Source organism: Streptomyces monashensis, assembly GCF_001866665.1.
Taxonomy (GTDB): domain Bacteria; phylum Actinomycetota; class Actinomycetes; order Streptomycetales; family Streptomycetaceae; genus Streptomyces; species Streptomyces monashensis.
In genome coordinates this window covers 119714-138525 of sequence record NZ_MLYO01000035.1, presented here as the reverse complement: position 1 = coordinate 138525, position 18812 = coordinate 119714, and the positions used below count along the sequence as shown (strand labels likewise).

17 protein-coding genes and 1 pseudogene are annotated in these 18812 nt (G+C 72.4%); 7 read left to right on the top strand and 11 right to left on the bottom strand.

Going from position 1 to position 18812, the window contains the following annotated elements:
• Nucleotides 1-78 precede the first annotated feature (78 nt).
• Nucleotides 79-654 carry a hypothetical protein gene (locus BIV23_RS21795; RefSeq protein WP_071382595.1) on the top strand — a complete coding sequence of 192 codons (576 nt, stop codon included), beginning with the start codon at nt 79-81 and terminating at the stop codon, nt 652-654.
• A gap of 7 nt (nt 655-661) precedes the next feature.
• Here BIV23_RS21795 and BIV23_RS21790 read toward each other — a convergent pair whose 3' ends face one another.
• The 5 genes from BIV23_RS21790 to BIV23_RS21770 all read right to left on the bottom strand — a co-directional run bounded on the left by BIV23_RS21790 (nt 662) and on the right by BIV23_RS21770 (nt 6295).
• Nucleotides 662-1672, bottom strand: a complete 1011-nt coding sequence (locus tag BIV23_RS21790; protein ID WP_071382594.1) for an LLM class F420-dependent oxidoreductase — start codon at nt 1670-1672, stop codon at nt 662-664.
• Nucleotides 1673-1784: 112 nt separating this feature from the next.
• Nucleotides 1785-2630, bottom strand: a complete 846-nt coding sequence (locus BIV23_RS21785; RefSeq protein WP_071382593.1) for a DUF5336 domain-containing protein — start codon at nt 2628-2630, stop codon at nt 1785-1787.
• Nucleotides 2631-2715: 85 nt separating this feature from the next.
• Nucleotides 2716-3678 carry an N-acetylmuramoyl-L-alanine amidase gene (locus BIV23_RS21780; protein WP_177239989.1) on the bottom strand — a complete coding sequence of 321 codons (963 nt, stop codon included), beginning with the start codon at nt 3676-3678 and terminating at the stop codon, nt 2716-2718.
• A gap of 22 nt (nt 3679-3700) precedes the next feature.
• A complete protein-coding gene (locus BIV23_RS21775) occupies nt 3701-4363 on the bottom strand; it encodes a class I SAM-dependent methyltransferase (RefSeq protein WP_071382591.1) in 663 nt (220 codons plus the stop codon).
• 180 nt (nt 4364-4543) lie between these two features.
• Nucleotides 4544-6295 (bottom strand): MFS transporter, encoded by a 1752-nt coding sequence (locus BIV23_RS21770; protein WP_071382590.1) that lies wholly within the window; start codon nt 6293-6295, stop codon nt 4544-4546.
• A gap of 161 nt (nt 6296-6456) precedes the next feature.
• Here BIV23_RS21770 and BIV23_RS21765 point away from each other — a divergent pair, with 161 nt between their 5' ends.
• The gene (locus BIV23_RS21765) at nt 6457-7644 is read left to right on the top strand and encodes a lipid-transfer protein (RefSeq protein WP_071382589.1); all 1188 of its coding nucleotides are present in this window, start codon (nt 6457-6459) and stop codon (nt 7642-7644) included.
• A gap of 4 nt (nt 7645-7648) precedes the next feature.
• On the opposite strand, the gene BIV23_RS21760 is transcribed toward BIV23_RS21765, so the two are convergent.
• A complete protein-coding gene (locus BIV23_RS21760; protein ID WP_177239988.1) occupies nt 7649-8290 on the bottom strand; it encodes a response regulator transcription factor in 642 nt (213 codons plus the stop codon).
• Between the two features lie 99 nt (nt 8291-8389).
• Here BIV23_RS21760 and BIV23_RS21755 point away from each other — a divergent pair, with 99 nt between their 5' ends.
• Both BIV23_RS21755 and BIV23_RS21750 read left to right on the top strand, forming a co-directional pair.
• Nucleotides 8390-9190, top strand: a complete 801-nt coding sequence (locus BIV23_RS21755) for a class I SAM-dependent methyltransferase (RefSeq protein WP_071382588.1) — start codon at nt 8390-8392, stop codon at nt 9188-9190.
• A 175-nt stretch (nt 9191-9365) separates the two neighbouring features.
• Nucleotides 9366-10928, top strand: a complete 1563-nt coding sequence (locus BIV23_RS21750) for an alpha-L-arabinofuranosidase B (RefSeq protein ID WP_107471222.1) — start codon at nt 9366-9368, stop codon at nt 10926-10928.
• Here BIV23_RS21750 and BIV23_RS21745 read toward each other — a convergent pair.
• The 3 genes and pseudogenes from BIV23_RS21745 to BIV23_RS21735 form a co-directional block, all read right to left on the bottom strand.
• Nucleotides 10906-12207 carry a sensor histidine kinase gene (locus BIV23_RS21745; protein WP_071382586.1) on the bottom strand — a complete coding sequence of 434 codons (1302 nt, stop codon included), beginning with the start codon at nt 12205-12207 and terminating at the stop codon, nt 10906-10908. The genes BIV23_RS21750 and BIV23_RS21745 overlap by 23 nt on opposite strands.
• A 32-nt stretch (nt 12208-12239) precedes the next feature.
• The gene (locus tag BIV23_RS21740; RefSeq protein ID WP_071382585.1) at nt 12240-12956 is read right to left on the bottom strand and encodes an ABC transporter permease; all 717 of its coding nucleotides are present in this window, start codon (nt 12954-12956) and stop codon (nt 12240-12242) included.
• A pseudogene (locus BIV23_RS21735) lies at nt 12956-13950 on the bottom strand (ABC transporter ATP-binding protein). Before BIV23_RS21735 ends, BIV23_RS21740 begins: the two are co-directional and overlap by 1 nt.
• A 248-nt stretch (nt 13951-14198) precedes the next feature.
• Here BIV23_RS21735 and BIV23_RS21730 point away from each other — a divergent pair.
• The 3 genes from BIV23_RS21730 to BIV23_RS21720 are packed head-to-tail and all read left to right on the top strand — an operon-like array spanning nt 14199 to nt 17128.
• Nucleotides 14199-15059: a MaoC/PaaZ C-terminal domain-containing protein gene (locus BIV23_RS21730; protein WP_071382584.1), complete on the top strand. Its 861-nt coding sequence runs from the start codon at nt 14199-14201 to the stop codon at nt 15057-15059.
• A gap of 30 nt (nt 15060-15089) precedes the next feature.
• Nucleotides 15090-16175: a Zn-dependent alcohol dehydrogenase gene (locus BIV23_RS21725; protein WP_071382583.1), complete on the top strand. Its 1086-nt coding sequence runs from the start codon at nt 15090-15092 to the stop codon at nt 16173-16175.
• Between the two features lie 11 nt (nt 16176-16186).
• On the top strand, nt 16187-17128 hold the full coding sequence (locus BIV23_RS21720) for a 3-oxoacyl-ACP reductase (RefSeq protein ID WP_071382582.1): 942 nt from the start codon (nt 16187-16189) through the stop codon (nt 17126-17128).
• Nucleotides 17129-17187: 59 nt separating this feature from the next.
• Here BIV23_RS21720 and BIV23_RS50435 read toward each other — a convergent pair whose 3' ends face one another.
• Both BIV23_RS50435 and BIV23_RS21715 read right to left on the bottom strand, forming a co-directional pair.
• Nucleotides 17188-17346 carry a hypothetical protein gene (locus tag BIV23_RS50435; protein ID WP_177239987.1) on the bottom strand — a complete coding sequence of 53 codons (159 nt, stop codon included), beginning with the start codon at nt 17344-17346 and terminating at the stop codon, nt 17188-17190.
• 96 nt (nt 17347-17442) lie between these two features.
• The gene (locus BIV23_RS21715) at nt 17443-18696 is read right to left on the bottom strand and encodes a hypothetical protein (RefSeq protein WP_071382581.1); all 1254 of its coding nucleotides are present in this window, start codon (nt 18694-18696) and stop codon (nt 17443-17445) included.
• Between the last annotated feature and the right edge of the window lie 116 nt (nt 18697-18812).

The window sequence follows — 18812 nt, the reverse complement described above, 5'->3', positions numbered from 1 at the left end:
CCGAGTGGCGTACTCCGGCCAGCCGCGCCACCCTGCCAGGGGAACCAGAAGACTCGGGGAAGACGTCCGGAGGACCCCGTGCGCGTACCGATCCGACGCCACGTCGTGGCGCTCACGCTCTCCACCGCCCTGCTGGCCGGTACCGCGGCCTGCGGCACCGGCGAGATGACCAGCACGAAGGACACGAAGGACACCTCGGCGGTCCGGGCCGTCCCCGCCGCCAAACCCAGCCCGACCACCTCGGCGGAGCGCCAGAAGTTCGCCAAGACCAGGTTCGTGGCGAACGCGGGCCTCGCGGCCGGCGCGACCTACCAGTGGATCGTGAAGCCCTGGAAGGCGGGCAAGTTCAAGAAGGGCGCCCACGGGCGCAAGTCGGCCCTGGTGAAGGCCGCACTGGCCGGTACCTTCACCTACAACCGCCTCCAGGCCGCCAAGCGCAACGCCCAGGGCGACCCGGCGCTCGCCAAGGCGCTCGCGCCGCTCTCCTCGGGCATCGACGCGCTGAAGAACCTGCCGGCCAAGCTCAAGAACGGTGACACCGGCGCGGTCAGCTCCTTCAACGACACGATCAACAAGGTCAAGGGCGCGGGCGCGAGTGCCGGTGCCCCGGTCCAGAACAAGGTGCCCTCGGCCGCGCAGCTCAGCAAGGGCTAGGAGGCGGTCAGGAGTTCAGCTCCGCCAGCACCCTGAGCGTGTGCGGGTCCGGTGACACGGCCAGCAGGTCCGTCACCGGGCCCGCCCGCCACGCCGCCAGCCGCTCGGCGATCCGCTCACGCGGGCCGACCAGCGAGATCTCGTCGGCGAAGGCGTCCGGCACGGCGCGTACGGCCTCCTCGCGCCGCCCGGCCAGGAACAGCTCCTGGATCCGCCGGGCCTGCTCCTCGTATCCCATGCGGGCCATCAGGTCGGCGTGGAAGTTACGGGCCGCGTGGCCCATCCCGCCGATGTAGAAGCCGAGCATGGCCTTGACGGGCAGCAGCCCCTCGGCCACGTCGTCGCAGACCCGCACCTGGGTCAGCGGCGCCACCATGAACCCCTCGGGCAGCTTCCGCACCGCCTCCCCGTACGCCTCGGGCCGGCTCGGCGCCCAGTACAGCGGCAGCCACCCGTCGGCGATCCGGATCGTCTGGGCGACGTTCCTCGGCCCCTCGGCACCGAGCAGGACGGGCAGGTCGGACCGGAGCGGATGCGTGATGGACTTCAGCGGCCGGCCGAGCCCGGTGCCGTCCGGGCCCCGGTACGGCAGGGGATGGAACCGCCCGTCCACCGCCACCGGCCCTTCCCTGCGCAGGACTTGCCGTACGACGTCCACGTACTCCCGGGTCGCGGTCAGCGGCGAGGCCGGGAACGGACGGCCGTACCACCCCTCCACCACCTGCGGCCCCGACAGTCCGAGCCCGAGCATCATCCGCCCGCCGGAGAGGTGGTCCAGGGTGAGGGCGTGCATGGCGGTGGCGGCCGGTGTGCGGGCGGCCATCTGGGCAACTCCCGTACCCAGCCTGATCGTCGAGGTCCGCGCCGCGATCCAGGCAAGCGGTGTGAAGGCATCGGATCCCCACGACTCCGCGGTCCACACCGAGTCGTACCCGAGCCGCTCCGCCTCGACGGCCAGCGGCACGTGCCCGGCGTCCGGACCGCGTCCCCAGTACCCGAGTGCGAGGCCGAGCCGCATGCGCCGCCACCTATCTTCTGACAGTCCGTCAGTTTCCCTGCCGGAAGCCGAGAGTACGACAACGGCCCCCCGCCCGGAAGGGCGAGGGGCCGTACGTCCTGGCGCGCGGGGCTCAGCCGCGCTGGATGCCGGAGGTGTCCTGGAGGACGCCGCGACGGCCGTCCTGGGTCTGCGCGACGAGCGTGGCACCGCGCTGCTCGACGGCCAAATACCAGGTGCCCGGCGCCAGTTCGGCGATCGGGGTCGGCGCGCCGTCCTCACCGAACAGCGGCCGGGTCACCGGCACGGCGAACCAGAACGGCGAGAAGTCCGCCGGGGCCGGCTGCGCCGCCGCCGGAGCGGCAGCCTGCGGCTGGGCCGCGGCGGGCGGCTGCTGCTGCCCGAACGGCTGACCGGGCTGCGGCTGCGCACCGTACGGCTGCTGCGGGGCCGGGGCGCCCGGGTAGCCGTAACCGCTCGGCGGCTGGGCACCGTAGGGCTGCGGGGCGACCGGCTTCGGCGCCGGGACCAGGGCGGCCTGGAGGGCGGGCACGAGGGGGGTGGCGATGGCGGCGCCCGCCATGACCAGCGTGGCGATGAGAGCGATGATCAGGCCGGTGCCGGCGCTCGGACCGTCGTTGGAACTGCCGACGTTGTTCAGGCCGCCGGCCGGGTCGATGACGTTGCCGAGGGCGCTCCACGCGGCGAACACCGCGAAGGCGGCGCCGAACTGGCCGAGGTCCAGGCCCACGACCTTGGGCGGCTGAGGCAGGCAGCGGTTGACGACGACGAGCGCGGCGCCGATGATCCCCGCGAACACGACGCTGAGCAGAACCGGTCCGCTTGCCCACAGGCTGGGCATGGAAACGCTGTCCGGCACTCCGTTGACGGAGTAGTTGTCGAGGAACGACGCGATCAACAGCACCACCGCTGCTCCGATCACCACGCCGTCGCCTCTAGTGAGGGAGCGGATATTCACTTCAGGTCCTTCGTAGGTCGTCTCTCGTCGTCGGTAGACACTACCGTCCGCAAGATCCGGCCGTCCGGCCGTATCCGCCCGCCGGTCACGACTCGCGCAGGAAACTCACGATTCCGTCAGACATCCCTTGCGCCGCCTTCTGCCGCCAGGCTCCGCTGGTCAGCAGTGCCGAGTCCTTGCTATCGCGCATGTTGCCGCACTCGATGAACACCTTGGGAACTGTTGACAGATTGAGACCACCCAGGTCCGTGCGCGTGACGAGGCCGGTGCCCTTGCCGACGTAGTTGGACGGCGGCTCGCCGGTGTCGCGCAGGAAGTCGCCCGCGATGCGGGTGCCCAGGTCGCGGGAGGGGCCGACGATCTTCCGGGTGTCGGCGGCACCGGCGTGCACGGACCCCGGCAGGATCACGTGGAAGCCGCGGTCGCCCTGGGCGGCACCGTCGGCGTGGATGGAGATCGCCGCGTCGGCACGGGCGGTGTTCCCGAACCGGGCCCGCTGGTCCACGCAGGGTCCCCAGGCGGGGCTGTCCCCGTCGCGGGTCATCTTCACCGTGGCGCCCTGCTTCTCCAGCAGGGCGCGCAGCCGGTGGGCGACGTCGAGGGTGAAGCGGGCCTCGGTGTAGCCGGCGTCGGTGGACGTCCCGGTGGTGTCGCATTCCTTCCGGTTCGTCCCGATGTCGACCTGCTGGTTGATCTCGGTGGCGTGCTCGAAGTTGCCCTGGTTGTGCCCGGGGTCGATGACGACGACCTTCCCCGCGAGCGGACCGGACCCGCCGGCCGTGTCCTTGCCGTCACCGGCGGACGCGCCGCCGGAGCCGGGCGGCGCGGCGGAGTCGGTCGAGGGGGACGAGTGGGACGAGGGTGCGGCGGAGGCGCCGGAGGCCGACGCGGCGGAAGCGGCGTGGTCCGAGCCGCCGCCTCCCACGGCCTCGTACACCACCCAGCCGAGCAGCGCACCGGGCACCAGTGCGGCGAGCGCCACGGTCAGGGGACCGCGCCGGGGCCGACGCGGCTGCGGGGTTTCGAATTCCGGGCCTGTGTACGACACGTCTGCGACTCTAACCGGGGCCTCAGATCCCCGCGCGCGTTCGCCGCAGGACACGGAGCGAACCGGTGACGGAGATCTCCTCGAACGCCCCGGACGCGAGAGCCCGCAGGTACACGCGGTACGGCGCCTGCCCGGTGAACTCGTCCTCGGGCTCCGGGAAGACGTCGTGGATGACGAGCAGGCCGCCCTCGGCGACGTGCGGCGCCCAGCCCTCGTAGTCGGCGCTCGCGTGTTCGTCCGTATGGCCCCCGTCGATGAAGACGAGGCCGAGCGGTGAGTTCCAGACCGCCGCGATCTGCGGGGAACGGCCGACCAGGGCGACCACGTGCTCCTCCAGCCCGGCCCGGAACAGCGTGCGGCGGAAGGCCGGCAGCGTGTCCATCAGCCCGATCTCGGGGTCGACGGTCTCCGGGTCGTGGTAGTCCCAGCCGGGCTGCTGCTCCTCACTGCCCCGGTGATGGTCGACGGTCAGCGCGGCGACCCCGGCCGAGCGGGCCGCGTCGGCGAGCAGCACGGTGGACCGCCCGCAGTACGTCCCGACCTCCAGCAACGGCAGCCCCGCCCGCCCGGCCGCCACGGCCGCGGCATACAACGCCAGCCCCTCGTCCACGGGCATGAACCCCTTGGCCGCATCGAACGCGGCGAGGATCTCGGGGGCGGGGGTGGGTGCAGGCGTGGCGGACATGGGTGCCTTCCGTTTCGTACATCCGTATGACCGCCCATGCTGCCGCACCCCCGGCCACTGTGTGACAGGGGGTGCGGGAATCAAGGGGCGCGGGGCTGTAACGATTTGCGGCTCCGCCGCGTGGGCGCGATCAACCGCGACGATGCCGCAGCCGCGAACCGAACAGATCCCCCCGAGCTCCTAGGCGTTCACAACCTCCCCCGGCAACGAGAGATCCAGATCGACAGCCAACTCCTCACCGGAGTGCGTGGCGGACGAAGCACGCGGCCCATGGCCCGAGGCCTTCGCCGCCAGCACATACGCCCCCTGCTCCGGCACGGCCAGTGCATACGTGCCGTCGGAGCCGGACACCGTCGTCCCCGCCTGCCGCCCGCGCCGGTCGATCAGCGTGACCTTGGCCCGGGCGACCGGAACGCCGGTGGCGTCGAGGACGCGCCCGCGGAAGCCGCGCAGCACCTCCTCGGCCCGCTCCAGCACCTCGTCCTCCTCGCTGCTGGCCCGCAGTTGCGTGTGCTGCTGCGGGGCCGGCCGGTTGGTCTTCGGCAGGAACAGGGCGAGCAGCAGGCCCACGGCGACGGCGGCCGTGGCGATGAGGAAGGAGACCCGGAAGCCGTGCATGGTGGGAATCGCGATCCCGCCCACGTTCTTCGCCGTGTTGGCCAGCACCATGCCGACGACGGCGCTCGACACCGACGTACCGATGGAACGCATCAGCGTGTTCAGGCCGTTGGCCGCGCCGGTCTCCGAGGCGGGCACGGCGCCCACGATCAGCGCCGGCAGGGACGAGTAGGCGAGGCCGATGCCCGCGCCGAGGATGACGGACGTGACGATGGTCTGCCAGGCCGCGTCCATCAGGCCGAGGCCGCCGCCGTAGCCGATCGCGATGATCAGCAGGCCGAGGATGAGGGTGGTCTTCGGGCCGTAGCGCGCGGACAGGCGGGCGTACACCGGCGCGGTGAACATCATCGTCAGGCCCAGCGGGGCCACGCACAGGCCCGCGACGACCATGGACTGGCCGAGGCCGTAGCCGGTGGCCTTCGGCAGCTGGAGCAGCTGGGGCAGGACGAGCGAGACGACGTAGAACGCGACGCCGACCATGATCGACGCGAGGTTGGTGAAGAGCACGGCGGGGCGTGCGGTGGTGCGCAGGTCGACCAGGGGCGCCTTGGCGCGCAGTTCGAACAGGCCCCACAGGAGGAGGACGACGACGGACGCGCCGAACAGGCCGAGCGTGGTGCCGGAGGACCAGCCCCAGTCGCTGCCCTTGGTGATGGGCAGCAGGAGCAGTACCAGACCGGCGGACAGACCGAGCGCGCCGAGCAGGTCGAAGGAGCCCTCGGCGCGCATCGGGGACTCGGGCACGGTGAGGAGGGTGAGGAGGATGGCGAGTACGCCGAGGCCGGCGGCGCCGTAGAAGAGGGCGTGCCAGTTCGTGTGCTGAGCGACCAGGGCGGCGGCGGGCAGCGCGAGGCCGCCGCCCACGCCTATGGAGGAGCTCATCAGGGCCATGGCCGAGCCGAGCTTCTCGCGCGGCAGCATGTCGCGCATCAGGCCGATGCCGAGCGGGATCGCGCCCATGGCGAAGCCCTGGAGCGTGCGGCCGGCGATCATGGTGAGCAGTTGGCTGGTGAGCGCGCTGACCAGGGCGCCGACCACCATGACGGCGAGGCTGACGATCAGCATCCTGCGCTTGCCGTACAGGTCGCCGAGGCGGCCCATGATCGGGGTGGCGACGGCACCGGAGAGCAGGGTCGAGGTCAGGACCCAGGTGGCGTTGCTGGGCGCGGTGCTCAGCAGCTGCGGCAGGTCCTTGATGACCGGCACGAGCAGCGTCTGCATCACCGCGACGACGATGCCCGCGAAGGCGAGCACCGGGACCACGGCCCCGCTCGCCTGCTTCGGCGGCGGCTGGTCGGTCGTCGTGTGGGTCATTGGGTGAGGCCTCCCGTGAACATAAGTGCCCGGTAAACCTCGTATGCACAGGCAACTATTCCGTTGCTTCGGGCTTCTAACGGATCCTTGACCCACCCATGGGATTCTGACGGTGCATCAATTCTTGTGGGTTGATGGAACGCGTTCTAGTCTTGCGCGCCATGAAGGCCTATGTCGCCGGGGTCGGGATGACCAGGTTCGAGAAGCCCGAGACCCGTTCATGGCAGTACTGGGACATGGTGCGGGAAGCGGGCGAGGCGGCCCTCGCCGACGCCGGGATCGCCTACGCGGATGTGGAACAGGTTCCCGTCGGCTACTGCTTCCAGCCCTCCACCGCCGGTCAGCGCGCCGTGTATGAGCTGGGTCTCACCGGCGTCCCCGTCTACAACGTCAACAACAACTGCGCCACCGGCTCGACCGCCCTGATGCTCGCCCGGCAACTCGTCGAGGGCGGCGCGGCCGACTGCGTCCTGGCCCTGGGCTTCGAGAAGATGAAGAAGGGCGCGCTGGGCGGTGGGGCGGACGGCGGAGACTTCTCGACGTCTCCCGTGGCCCGGCACTACGGCGTCATGGCCGCCCGGCACGGCTTGGAGCAGGCCCCGCCGACCGCGCAGATCTTCGGCGACGCGGCCCGCGAGCACATGGAGCGGTACGGCACGACACAGGCGCAGCTCGCCGCCGTCGCCGCCAAGAACCACCGGCACTCCGCCCACAACCCCTACGCGCAGTTCCGGGACGTGTACGAGGTGGCCGACATCCTGTCCGCCCGGATGGTGCACCGGCCGCTGACCAAACTCCAGTGCTCGCCGACCTCGGACGGCGCGGCGGCCGCGGTGGTGGTGTCGCGGCGGTTCGCGGACGCGCGCGGGCTCACCGGGCTCGTGGAGATCGCCGGACAGGCCATGGCCACGGACACCGAGGAGTCCTTCGCCTCCGGTTCCTGCATCGACGTCGTCGGGCAGCCGGTGTCGCGCGAGGCGGCGCGCCGGGCGTACGAGCTGTCCGGGCTCGGCATCGAGGACGTCGACGTGATCGAGCTGCACGACTGCTTCTCCGTCAACGAGCTGCTGACGTACGAGGCGCTCGGCATGTGCGAGGCGGGGGAGTCCGGGAAGCTCGTCGAGTCGGGCGCGACGACGTACGGCGGCCGCTGGGTGGTGAACCCCTCCGGGGGGCTGATCTCCAAGGGCCATCCGCTGGGCGCGACCGGCCTGGCCCAGACGGCCGAACTGGTCTGGCAGTTGCGCGGCCGGGCGGACGAGCGGCAGGTGCCCGGGGCGCGGGTGGGGCTCGCGCACAACATCGGGCTGGGCGGCGCGGCGGTGGTGACGGTGCTGCGGGCGGCGTAGGCGGTCAGAGCCATCCCTGCTGCCGGGCCTCCCGTACCGCCTCCGCCCGGTTCCGGGTGGCCGTCTTGCCGATCGCCGAGGACAGATAGTTGCGGACGGTGGACTCGGACAGATGCAGCCGGCCGGCGATGTCGGCGACCGTCGCGCCGTCCACCGACGCCTTCAGCACGTCGCGCTCCCGGGCCGTCAGCGGGCTCGGCCCGGCGCTGAGCGCGGCGGCGGCCAGCGCGGGGTCGACCACGGTCTCGCCGGTGAGCACCCGACGGATGGCCGCGGCCAGGTCCTCCACGGGACCGTCCTTGACGAGGAACCCGGCCGCTCCGGCCTCCATGGCCCGGCGCAGGTAGCCGGGCCGGCCGAAGGTGGTGAGGATCAGCACGCGGCAGTCGGGCGCCTGCTCGCGCAGCTCCGCCGCCGCGTCCAGCCCGCTCGCGCCCGGGAGTTCGATGTCCAGCAGGGCCACGTCCGGCCGGTGCAGCAGCGCCTCCCCGACGATCGCGTCACCCCGGGCGACCTGGGCGACGACCTCGATGTCGTCCTCCATCCCGAGCAGCAGCGCGAGCGCCCCGCGCATCATCCCCTGGTCCTCGGCGAGCAGAACCCGGATGCACGTGGCGGGCCTGCCGTCCCGGGGCATCTCGTTCATGGGCTCAGCGTACGGCCACGGGCCCGGCCGCATCCGCCGAGCGCCAGGGGGTGTCGCTTGGACCATCCCGGCGTCGCGGGCCTGTCGTAGTGTGCCGCCATGCCCGACGCCGCGTCGACGTCCCGCTTCTACGACGAGCTGGCCGACGACTACCACCTGATCTACGCGGACTGGGAGGCGTCCCTCCGCCGCCAGGGTGCCGCGCTCGACGCCCTGATCGGGCGGGAGCGTGCGGCCGTGCTGGACTGTGCCTGCGGGATCGGGACGCAGGCGCTCGGGCTCGCCCTGCGCGGGCACCGGGTCGTCGGGACCGACGTCAGCGCCCGGGCTGTCGCGCGGGCCGGGAGGGAGGCCGGGCGGCTGGGGGCGGGGCTGGCCGCCGCGGTGGCCGACATGCGGCAACTGCCCTTCGCCGGAGGCCGGTTCGACGCGGTCGTCTGTGCCGACAACGCGCTGCCCCACCTGCTCACCGAGCGGGACGTGCGGGCCGCGCTCGCCGAGATGCGCCGGGTGCTGCGTCCGGGCGGGCGGCTGCTCGTCAGTACCCGTGCCTACGACGACCTGCGGCGGGAGCGTCCGGCCTCGACGCTCCCGCAGGTGCACGCGTCCGCCGACGGCACCGGGCGGGCCGTCAGCTTCCAGCTGTGGCACTGGCGCGAGGACGGTGAGCGCTACGACCTGGAGCACTTCCAGCTGCTGCTGGCGCAGGGGGAGGGGGAGGGGCAGGGCCGGGGGGAGTGGCGCGTGCGGGTCCGGTCGGCGAGCTACTGGGCGATCAAGCGGGAGCGGCTCGCCGGATTCGCCGCCGCCGAGGGATTCGCGGACATCGTCTGGCTGATGCCCGAAGAGACGGGTTTCTTCCAGCCGTTGCTCGCGGCGCGGGCAGTAGCCGCCGATTAAAGAAATCGCATGTTCCGGTGCGGCGGGTCTTGACGGCCTTCGGCGGCGCCCAAACAATCGCCCCTGCATTTCAAGAAATCCCCGGTAATTCAGCAGTGGAATAGGTTCGGTATTTCGGTCGAACGTTGTCCGAGATTACGAACGCACCGCTGCCCCACACGAACTGAGGTGCACCTTGCTCCCCGGAACCTCCCGCCCAGGGCGTCTGAGAAGCGCCGTCCTCTCCGCGCTCGCCGTCTGTGCCACCGTCGCCGCGCTGCTCCTCGGCACCGGCGCGCCCCAGGCGGCCGCCGCGGGTTCGCTGCCCTGTGACGTCTACGCCGCCGCGGGCACCCCCTGTGTCGCCGCGCACAGCATGGTCCGGGCGCTGTACTCGTCGTACAACGGCTCGCTGTACCAGGTGCAGCGCGCCTCGGACGGCGCCACGAGGAACATCGGGCTGCTGTCCGCCGGCGGCTACGCCGACGCCGCCGCCCAGGACTCCTTCTGCTCGGGCACGACCTGCATCGTCACCCGGATCTACGACCAGTCCGCCCGCCACAACGACCTCACGGTCGAGGGCGCGGGCGGGGCCGGCAAGGCCGATGTCGGGGCGCCCGCGGACGCGCTGCCGGTGACCGTCGGCGGCCACCAGGTCTACGGCCTGGAGATCTCCGCCGGCATGGGCTACCGCAACGACGCCACCTCGGGCGTCGCCACCAACGGCGCCGCCGAGGGGATGTACATGGTGACCTCCGGCACCCACGTCAACGGCTCCTGCTGCTTCGACTACGGCAACGCCGAGACCAACAACAAGGACACCGGCAACGGGCACATGGACGCCATCAACTTCGGCACCGAGTGCTGGTTCTCGCCGTGCTACGGCTCCGGACCCTGGGTGCAGGCCGACCTGGAGAACGGGCTGTTCCAGTCCGACGCCGGATACAGCAAGAACTCCTCCGACACCGGCACCGGCGCGCTGCCGTTCGTGACCGCACTCCTCAAGAACAACGGGCAGGACCATTTCGCGCTCAAATGGGGGAATGCGCAATCGGGCGGGCTCACGACCACCTATTCAGGCGGTGAGCCGACCACGAGCGGGTACTCCCCGATGCACCAGGAGGGCGCGATCGTCCTCGGCACCGGTGGTGACAACAGCAACGGCTCCATCGGGTCCTTCTTCGAGGGCGTGATGACCTCCGGCATCCCGACGGACGCCGCCGACAACTCCGTGCAGTCGAACATCGTCTCCGTCGGCTACGGCGGCGCGACCGGCGCCGCCGGCACGCTGAACGCCGGCTCCGAGATCTCCCTGCGCGCGACCACGTCCTGCTGCACCAGCGACTACGTCCGGCACCAGAACAACGCGGGCGTGCTGTCGTCCGTCACCTCGTCCAGCTCCGCCCTCGACAAGAACGACGCCACCTGGATCGTGCGCAAGGGCCTCGCCGACAGCTCCTGCGTCTCCTTCGAGTCGCGCAACTACCCCGGCGACTTCCTGCGCCACTCCGACTTCAAGCTCTACCGGCAACCGATGGACGGCACCGCCCAGTTCCGGCAGGACGCCACCTTCTGCCCGCAGACCGGCAAGAGCGGCACCGGCACCTCGTTCGCCTCGTACAACTACCCCACGAGATACCTGCGCCACTACGACTACAACCTCTACATAGCGAGCGACGGCGGGTCCAACGCCTTCGACAGCAGCACGTCCTGGACCGACGACGTGAGCTGGGCCGTCAGTACGCCCTGGGCGCCGTAACCACGAAGTCCGACGACTCGGCCGACTCCGCTGACTCCACCGGGAGTTCGGCGGTGACCGTGAAGCCGCCGCGCGGCGACGGGCCGGCCGTGAGGGAGCCGCCCGCCGCCGCGAGGCGCTCGGTCAGCCCCGTCAGACCCGTACCGCCGATGCCCTGCTGGGGCCTGCTGACCGGCCTGCCCGTGCCGTTGTCGGTGACGGTGAGCCGGGCCTGTTCGGCGCCGCTCTCGACGGCGATCTCGCAGCGGCTCGCGTCGCTGTGCCGGACCACGTTGGTCACCGCCTCGCGCACCACCCAGCCGAGCAGCGCCTCGGTCTGCGGGGCGAGCGGCACCCCGGACTGGCGGACCCGCGGCTCGATGCTCGCCGCCGAGAGCGCCGAGCGGGCCCGGGTCAGCTCGGTGGCCAGGCTTCCCTCGCGGTAGCCGGTCACCGCCTCGCGGATCTCGGTGAGCGCCTGCCGGCCCACCGACTCGATGTCCGCGATCTGGCCCAGCGCGGCGTCCATGTCGCGCGGGGCCAGCCGCCGGGCCGCCTCCGACTTCACCACGATCACCGACAGCGTGTGCCCGAGCAGATCGTGCAGATCCCGCGAGAACCGCATCCGCTCCTTCTCCACCGCGCGCCGCGCCAGCTCCTCGCGCGCGGCCCGCAGTTCCCGTACCGCCTCGGACAGGCCGAGGATCGCGGCGGTCACCATGCTGGAGAGGAACGTGGCGTAGGCGATGTTGACCGCGTCCGAGCCCTCGTGGACGCCGGAGATCGCGCCCGCGTACGCGGCCAGCAGGATGCCCGTCCGGCCCAGCCACGGGCCGCGCAGCGTCGCCCCCGTCGCAAGGCCCAGCAGGGGGAAGAACAGCAGCCAGTTGCCGCCGTAGCCGAGGGCCAGGCCCGTGGTCAGCAGGGCCATGATCGCCAGCGCCACGCGGGTGGAGACCGCCTCGCGCTTCTCACGGTGGAAGGAGCGGAAGGTGACGTAGACGTACAGCGAGTTGAAGAGCAGCAGGCCCAGGCCGCCGATCAGCGGGTTCGGGGTCTTGCCCTGGAGGAGGTTGGAGAAGGAGCCCATCCCCATCAGCAGCCAGGGCAGCAGTGCGTAGCCGGTGGGCGGCGGGCCCGGGTGGTCGGCGGCCGGGGACTTGCCCGTCTTCCTGGCGGCGCGCGCCGCGGCGGTGAAGCGCTTGTGGTCGGCCTTCCAGCGGTCGCGCTCCGCCCTCCATTCGAGCCGCGTCGCCTGCCAGGAGCGTGCCCGGCATTGAATTCCCCGTATCAACGACATCCAAGACTTCCACGACATATCGGTTCCCCCCGTCAGACCGTGCCCGCCCCGCGGCGGTACGACAGCACAGCGTACGAACCGAAAAGTCCCAGCCACGCCGTCAGCACGATGATGGCACCGGTTCCCGGCGCGCGCCCCTCCGTGACGGCGGCGCCCAGCTGGGCGAACCGGTGGGTGGGGGTGTACGCCGACACGGCACGCAGCCAGCCGGGAAAGAGACTGACGGGGAACCACAGCCCGCCGAGCACCGAGAGCCCCAGGCCGCACAGCATGTTCGTCACCCCCGTGGCGGGCCCGGTCAGCCGGTAGCCGTTGCCGAGGCCGAGCAGGGTGAACGGCAGCGAGCCGAGCCACAGCAGCAGCGCGGTCGCCGCCCACTGCCACGGGGCCAGCCGCACCCCGTTGACCAGCCCGCCCGCCGCCAGCACGGCGAGGATCGCGGGCAGCACCGTCACCGTGCCGGTCAGGGTCCGCCCGGTCACCACCTCGCGCGGGGTCATCGGGGTCACGCGCAGCTGCCGCAGCCAGCCGACGGCGCGGTCCTCGGCGACGGCGCTTCCGGTGTTGAGGGCCGAACCGACGGCGCCGTAGGCGGCCATGCCGACCATCGACGCCGCCTTCCAACCCCCGTCGTACTGGCCGATGTTCGTGAACAGCAGGTACATCAGCACCGGCATGGCGATGCCGCCGATGACGAAGCCGGGGTCGCGGAGCGTGCGGCGGGTTTCCAGACGGACGTAGGCGAGCATCAGCGGGGCTCCAGGTCGTGGGAGTCGGGGACGGTCCGGGGGCCGGTCAGCGTCAGGAAGGCGTCGTCCAGGGACGCCGGCGCCACCTCCAGCCCCCGTATCGCCCCCAGTTCCGCCAGTGCGATCACCGTGGCGTCCGAGTCGTCCGTGCGCAGCCGCGCCCGCTCGCCCCGTACCTCCACCGAGCGGACCCCGGGCAGCAGGGCCAGTCCCTCCGGGTCGCGGCCCGCCAGGTCGAGCGAGACCAGGTTGCCGCCCGCCGCGCGGCGCAGTTCCTCGCCGGTGCCGTCGGCGACGATCCGGCCCCGGTCGATGATCAGGATCCGGTCCGCGTGGTCGTCGGCCTCCTCCAGGTAGTGCGTGGAGAACAGCACGGTGTGGCCGAGCCGGGCGTAATCGCGCATGGAGCCCAGAAGGCGCGCCGGGCCTCCACGTCGAGCGCCGCCGTCGGCTCGTCCAGCACCAGCAGCGCCGGGTCCCCGGCCAGCGCGACCGCGAACCGCACCCGCTGCACCTGCCCGCCGGACAGCCGGTCCACCCGCCGCCCGGCCAGGTCGGCGATGCCGGCCAGCTCCAGCGCCCGGGCCACCGGCATCGGCGCCGGGGTGGGGGTCCCCCCGCGCGAGCGGAGCCGAGCGTGGGGGAGGGAGGCGACGAACGCGACCAGCTCGCCGACCGTGACCCGGGGCACCGGCCGCGCCTCCTGGAGCATCGCGCCCACCCGGCCCGCGCGCACCGACCGCTCGGGCGGCGCCCCGAACAGCTCCACAGTGCCCGCGTCGGGCTCGTACAGCCCGAGCAGCAGTCCGATCGTGGTCGACTTGCCGGCGCCGTTGCGGCCCAGCAGGGCCACGGTCTCGCCGGGCGCGATGTCCAGGTCGACGCCGTCCACGGCGCGGATCTCGCCGTACGTCTTGACCGCCCCCGTGAAGGAGACGGCGCCTCCTCGCGGTCCCGGCCGGCCCCGTTGTTCCCGTCGTCCCCGTTGCGTCATGGCCACGACGCTACGGGCCCGGCCGTGGGGCGCGACAGATGCGCATGTACGGACTCGGGCAGTACAAATGTCACTGCCGACGACATCTGACACATCGTCAGGAGCCTTCACAAGTGCGGAGTGCTCGGCTATACAAGGGGCGCCGGACTGGAACGCGTTCTAGATCGGCCCGTAGCGACCTCGGTGCGGCCGACGGTGCGGACGGCCGTGCCGGGGTCTTTCACCGCGCAGCCCACGTCAGGAGCCGAATGCCTATCGACGAAGCGGTGGCCCTCGCCGCCGAACCCCGGACCGGCGAGATCACCTGGGACCACAAGGACGTCCAGCTCTACCACCTCGGCATCGGCGCCGGCCTCCCCGCCACCGATCCCGACGAGCTGCGCTACACCCTGGAGTCCCGGCTGCACGTCCTGCCCAGCTTCGCCACCGTCGCGGGCGCCGGCTCGCCCGGCGTGATCAGCGGTCTGTCCATGCCGGGCGTGGAGGTCGACCTCGCCAGGGTGCTGCACGGCGGGCAGCGCCTGGACATCCACCGCCCGCTCCCCGTCCGGGGCGCCGCCACCGCCACCTCCCGCATCGCCGCGGTCTACGACAAGGGCAAGGCGGCCGTCCTCGTCCTGCGCACCGAGGTCGCCGACGCCGACGGTCCGCTGTGGACCAACGACGCCCAGATCTTCGTACGGGGAGAAGGCGGATGGGGCGGCGACCGCGGCCCGAGCACTCGCCTCGCCCCGCCCTTGGGAGAGCCCGACCGCACCGTCGAACGGGCCGTCCGCGAGGACCAGGCGCTGCTCTACCGACTCAGCGGCGACTGGAACCCGCTGCACGCCGACCCCGACTTCGCCAAGCGCGCCGGCTTCGACCGGCCCATCCTGCACGGACTGTGCACCTACGGCATCACGCTCAAGGCGGTCGTCGACACGCTGCTCGGCGGGGACGTGGGCCGGGTGCGGTCGTACAGCACCCGGTTCGCCGGAGTCGTGTACCCGGGCGAGACCCTGCGCATCCGCATGTGGCAGGGGGAGGGAAGCGCCGTCCGGGTGGCCGTGAGCGCCGTCGAGCGCGACGACGCGCCCGTCCTCGCCGACACCATCGTCCAACACTCCTGACACAGGCCGTAGTTGAGGGGAGAGCCGCACATGCGCGCAGCCGTACTGCACGAGATCGGCCAGGAAAAGCTCGACGTCGTCGACGACGTCGAGGCCGTGGGCTTCGGGCCCGGCAAGGTCAGGGTCCGGGTGCGCGCCACCGGGCTGTGCCACTCGGACCTGTCCGCGATGAGCGGGGTGCTGCCGCAGCCCGCGCCGTTCGTGCCCGGCCACGAGGGCGCGGGCGAGATCCTCGAAGTCGGCGAGAACGTACGGAACGTGAAACCCGGCGACCGGGTCGTGCTCTGCTGGCTGCCCGCCTGCGGCGCCTGCGCCGCCTGCAAACGCGGGCAGACCCAGCTGTGCCTGGCCGGGTTCATGAACGCCGGCACCCCCAACTTCCGGCGCACCGGCGGCACTTCCTCCGACGTCTTCGGCTTCGCGGGCACCGGCACCTTCGCCGAGGAGGTCGTGGTCGACGCGGGCTGCGCCGTGCCCCTCCCCGAGGACGTGCCCTTCGACATCGCCGCCCTGATCGGCTGCGGGGTCACCACCGGACTCGGCGCCGCCCTCAACACCGCCGACGTGCGGGCCGGTTCGTCGGTCGCCGTCATCGGCTGCGGAGGCGTCGGCATCTCGGCGGTGCAGGGCGCGCGGCTGAAGGGCGCGGCCGAGATCGTCGCCGTGGACCCGGTCGCCTCCCGCCGCGAGGCCGCCCTCGGGTTCGGCGCCACGAAGGCCGTCCCGCCCGACGGACTGGCCGACGCCAAGCAGCAGGTCACCGGCGGCGAGGGCTTCGACTACGTCTTCGAGGTCGTCGGCCGCTCCGCCACCGCCCGCACCGCCTACGAGAACACCCGGCGCGGCGGCACCCTCGTCGTGGTCGGGGCGGGCGCCATGGACGACTTCCTCCAGCTCAACATGTTCGAGCTGTTCTTCGACGAGAAGCGCATCCTGCCGTCCATGTACGGCGGAGGGGACGTGCTGCGCTCCTACGAGCGCGCGATCGCCCTGTGGCGGGCCGGCCGGATCGACCTGGCGGGCCTGATCACCCACCGGGTGCCACTGGCCGAGATCAACGAGGCACTGGACCAGATGCGTACCGGGGCCGCCCTGCGTACGTGCATCGAGATCTGAGGGCACCCGCCATGACACAGCCACTGGAGGGGATGTCCGCGATCGTCACCGGCGCCGGGCGCGGCCTCGGCCGGGCCGAGGCCCTCGAACTCGCCCGGCTCGGCGCGGCCGTCGTGGTCAACGACTACGGGCAGCCCGGCCGGGACGGTTCGGGGCAGGCGTCGGCCGGGCCCGCCGAAGAGGTGGCGCGGGAGATCCGCGCGGCCGGCGGCACGGCGCTCGCCCACACCGGGGACGTCGCCGACTTCCGGCAGGCCGCGGAACTGGTCGAGTCGGCGATCGGCGCGTACGGCAAGCTCGACATCCTCGTCAACAACGCGGGCATCCTGCGCGACCGCATGGTCTTCTCCATGACCGAGGACGAGTGGGACTCGGTGATCCGGGTCCACCTCAAGGGCCACTTCAACACCACGCACTTCGCCGCCGCGCACTGGCGGGAGCGGTCCAAGACGGCCGGGGGGGAGAGGGTCTACGGCCGGATCGTGAACACCTCCTCGGAGGCGTTCCTCGCCGGCTCCGCGGGCCAGCCCAACTACGCGGCCGCGAAGGGCGGCATCGTCGGCCTGACCACCTCGACCGCTCTGGCCCTCGCCAAGTACGGCGTCACGGCCAACGCGATCTGCCCGCGCGCCCGGACCCGGATGACCGAGGACGTCTTCGCGGGCTTCCAGCGACCGGAGGAGGGCCTGGACCCGCTGGCCCCCGAGCACGTCGCCCCGCTCGTCGGCTATCTGGCCGCACCTGCCGCCGCAGGGATCAACGGCCAGTTGCTCGTCGTCCACGGCGGCATGGTCGCGATCGTCGAACGGCCGCGGGTGCGGGCCACGTTCGACAGCAAGCAGGAGACGTTCACGTACGACGAACTCGACGCGCTGCTCACCCCGCACTACGCGGACCGGCCGCCGGGGGAGACGTTCGCGGCGGCGGAGGTGCTGGGGCTGAAACGGGGGTAGGGCAAGAGGCCATGGAAAAGGGGCGCCCGCCGGGCGGGCGCCCCTTGTGCCACGTACCGTCAGGCAGCTGCCTCGGCGGTCTCCACGGTCGGCTTGCGGTGCTTGCCGTGCGGAGCCGCCTCATTGTCCTGGGCCGCTACCGGGCCCCGGTGCCGGCCGTGACCGTCCGCGTCCTGAGAGTCGGCAGACAGCTGCTCGGTGATGCTGGTGTCGCTCATCGGAAGAATTCACCCCGTCAACATGATCTTTCGTACAGCCCGGCGAGTCTAACCGGCACCCCACCGGCCGAATCCAGGCGCACACGCCAACCGGCACTAGTTCGTTACAAGACGTCCGAGCGGCGCCTGCTGCAACGGCACCGGACGCGCCGCCACCGGCTCCGGAGCCACCGGCTCCGCAGGTTCCGGAGGATCTGGTTCCGCCGACCGCCGTGGCGCCTCGGGCACCCCGTCGGCCGTGCCGTCCCGGACCGGACCCTCCGGACCCGCCTCCCCCGAGCCCCCCGTCTCCCCGGCGGCCGCGGTCGTACCGCTTCCCGCGGCCGCCTCCCCCCAGGGCACCGTCGGCTCCGCCACGCCGCAGGGAGTCTCCCGCGTGGCGTACGGCAGCCGCAGCACCCCGCCCGGCGTCCACAGCCCGGTGCCGGTCAGCCAGCCCTCGGGCGCCGGGAGGTGGTTCACCCGCCGCCCGGCCGGCCGCCAGGCGCCCACCCAGCTGCCGAGCGGGCCGTCGATGCGCAGCGCCACCGCGCAGTTCTCCGGCGTCAGGACCTGCCCCGGCTGGATCGCGAACGGCGTCACCGCGCACTCGGGCAGCCGCAGGGACTCCGGGAAGCGCACCGGCAGCGTGCTGCCGAGCACGCCCCAGCCCAACCGTTCCTGCCCGGGCGAGGGCGCGTCGGAGGACAGCAGCAGCAGTCCGCTGTCGGGGTCGGCGAGCAGCAGCCGGTCGTCGCTGTCGGCCGCGATCTGGAGCAGGGGCGAGACCTCGGCGCGCGCCAGGTCCACCACGACCGTCTTCACCGGGCCGCCGGCCGGCCGCCGGTCCAGGGCCAGCATCCGACCGGCGCGGTCCAGCCACACCCCGCCCGAACAGCGCCCCGGCACCTCGGCGAGCCGCTCCGGACCGAAGGCCCCGCCCGCCACCAGCCAGACCGTGCTGGAGTGCGGACCGACGGCGAGGGCGTACGCGCGCGTGCCCCCGGGCGCGGGCGGCAGCAGCGTGAGCCGGGTACCGGGCCCGGCGCACTCCACCGCACCCAGCGGCAGTTCACCGGTGCCGGGGCCGGTCGGATAGAGCAGCGAGAAGGCGTGCCGCCGCTCGACCAGCCGGTGGATCAGCACCCGGCCGTCGGCGAGCGGCTGCACCTCGGTACCGGGCTCCTCCGGCTGGTCGCCGGGCAACGGCACCGCGTACGGCTCCGGGCCGTCCAGCGTCCAGCGCTCCGGGAACCAGCAGTCCCCGGCCGGCGCGAGCCGGGCGGCGTACGTCCCGTCCGCCGTGAGAACGCAGCCGCTCCCCTCGGCTTCCGCGCCGGTGGACGGGGGTTCGATGGCACAGGCCGTCATCGTTCGGTCACCTCCGGCGACGAAGCTAGTTTTCGTACGCACAGGCGTGGGACGACCGGTGGCCACTTCACACATACGGGTGGCGCAGAAGCGATTCAGCTGAGGAAGCCGGGGCG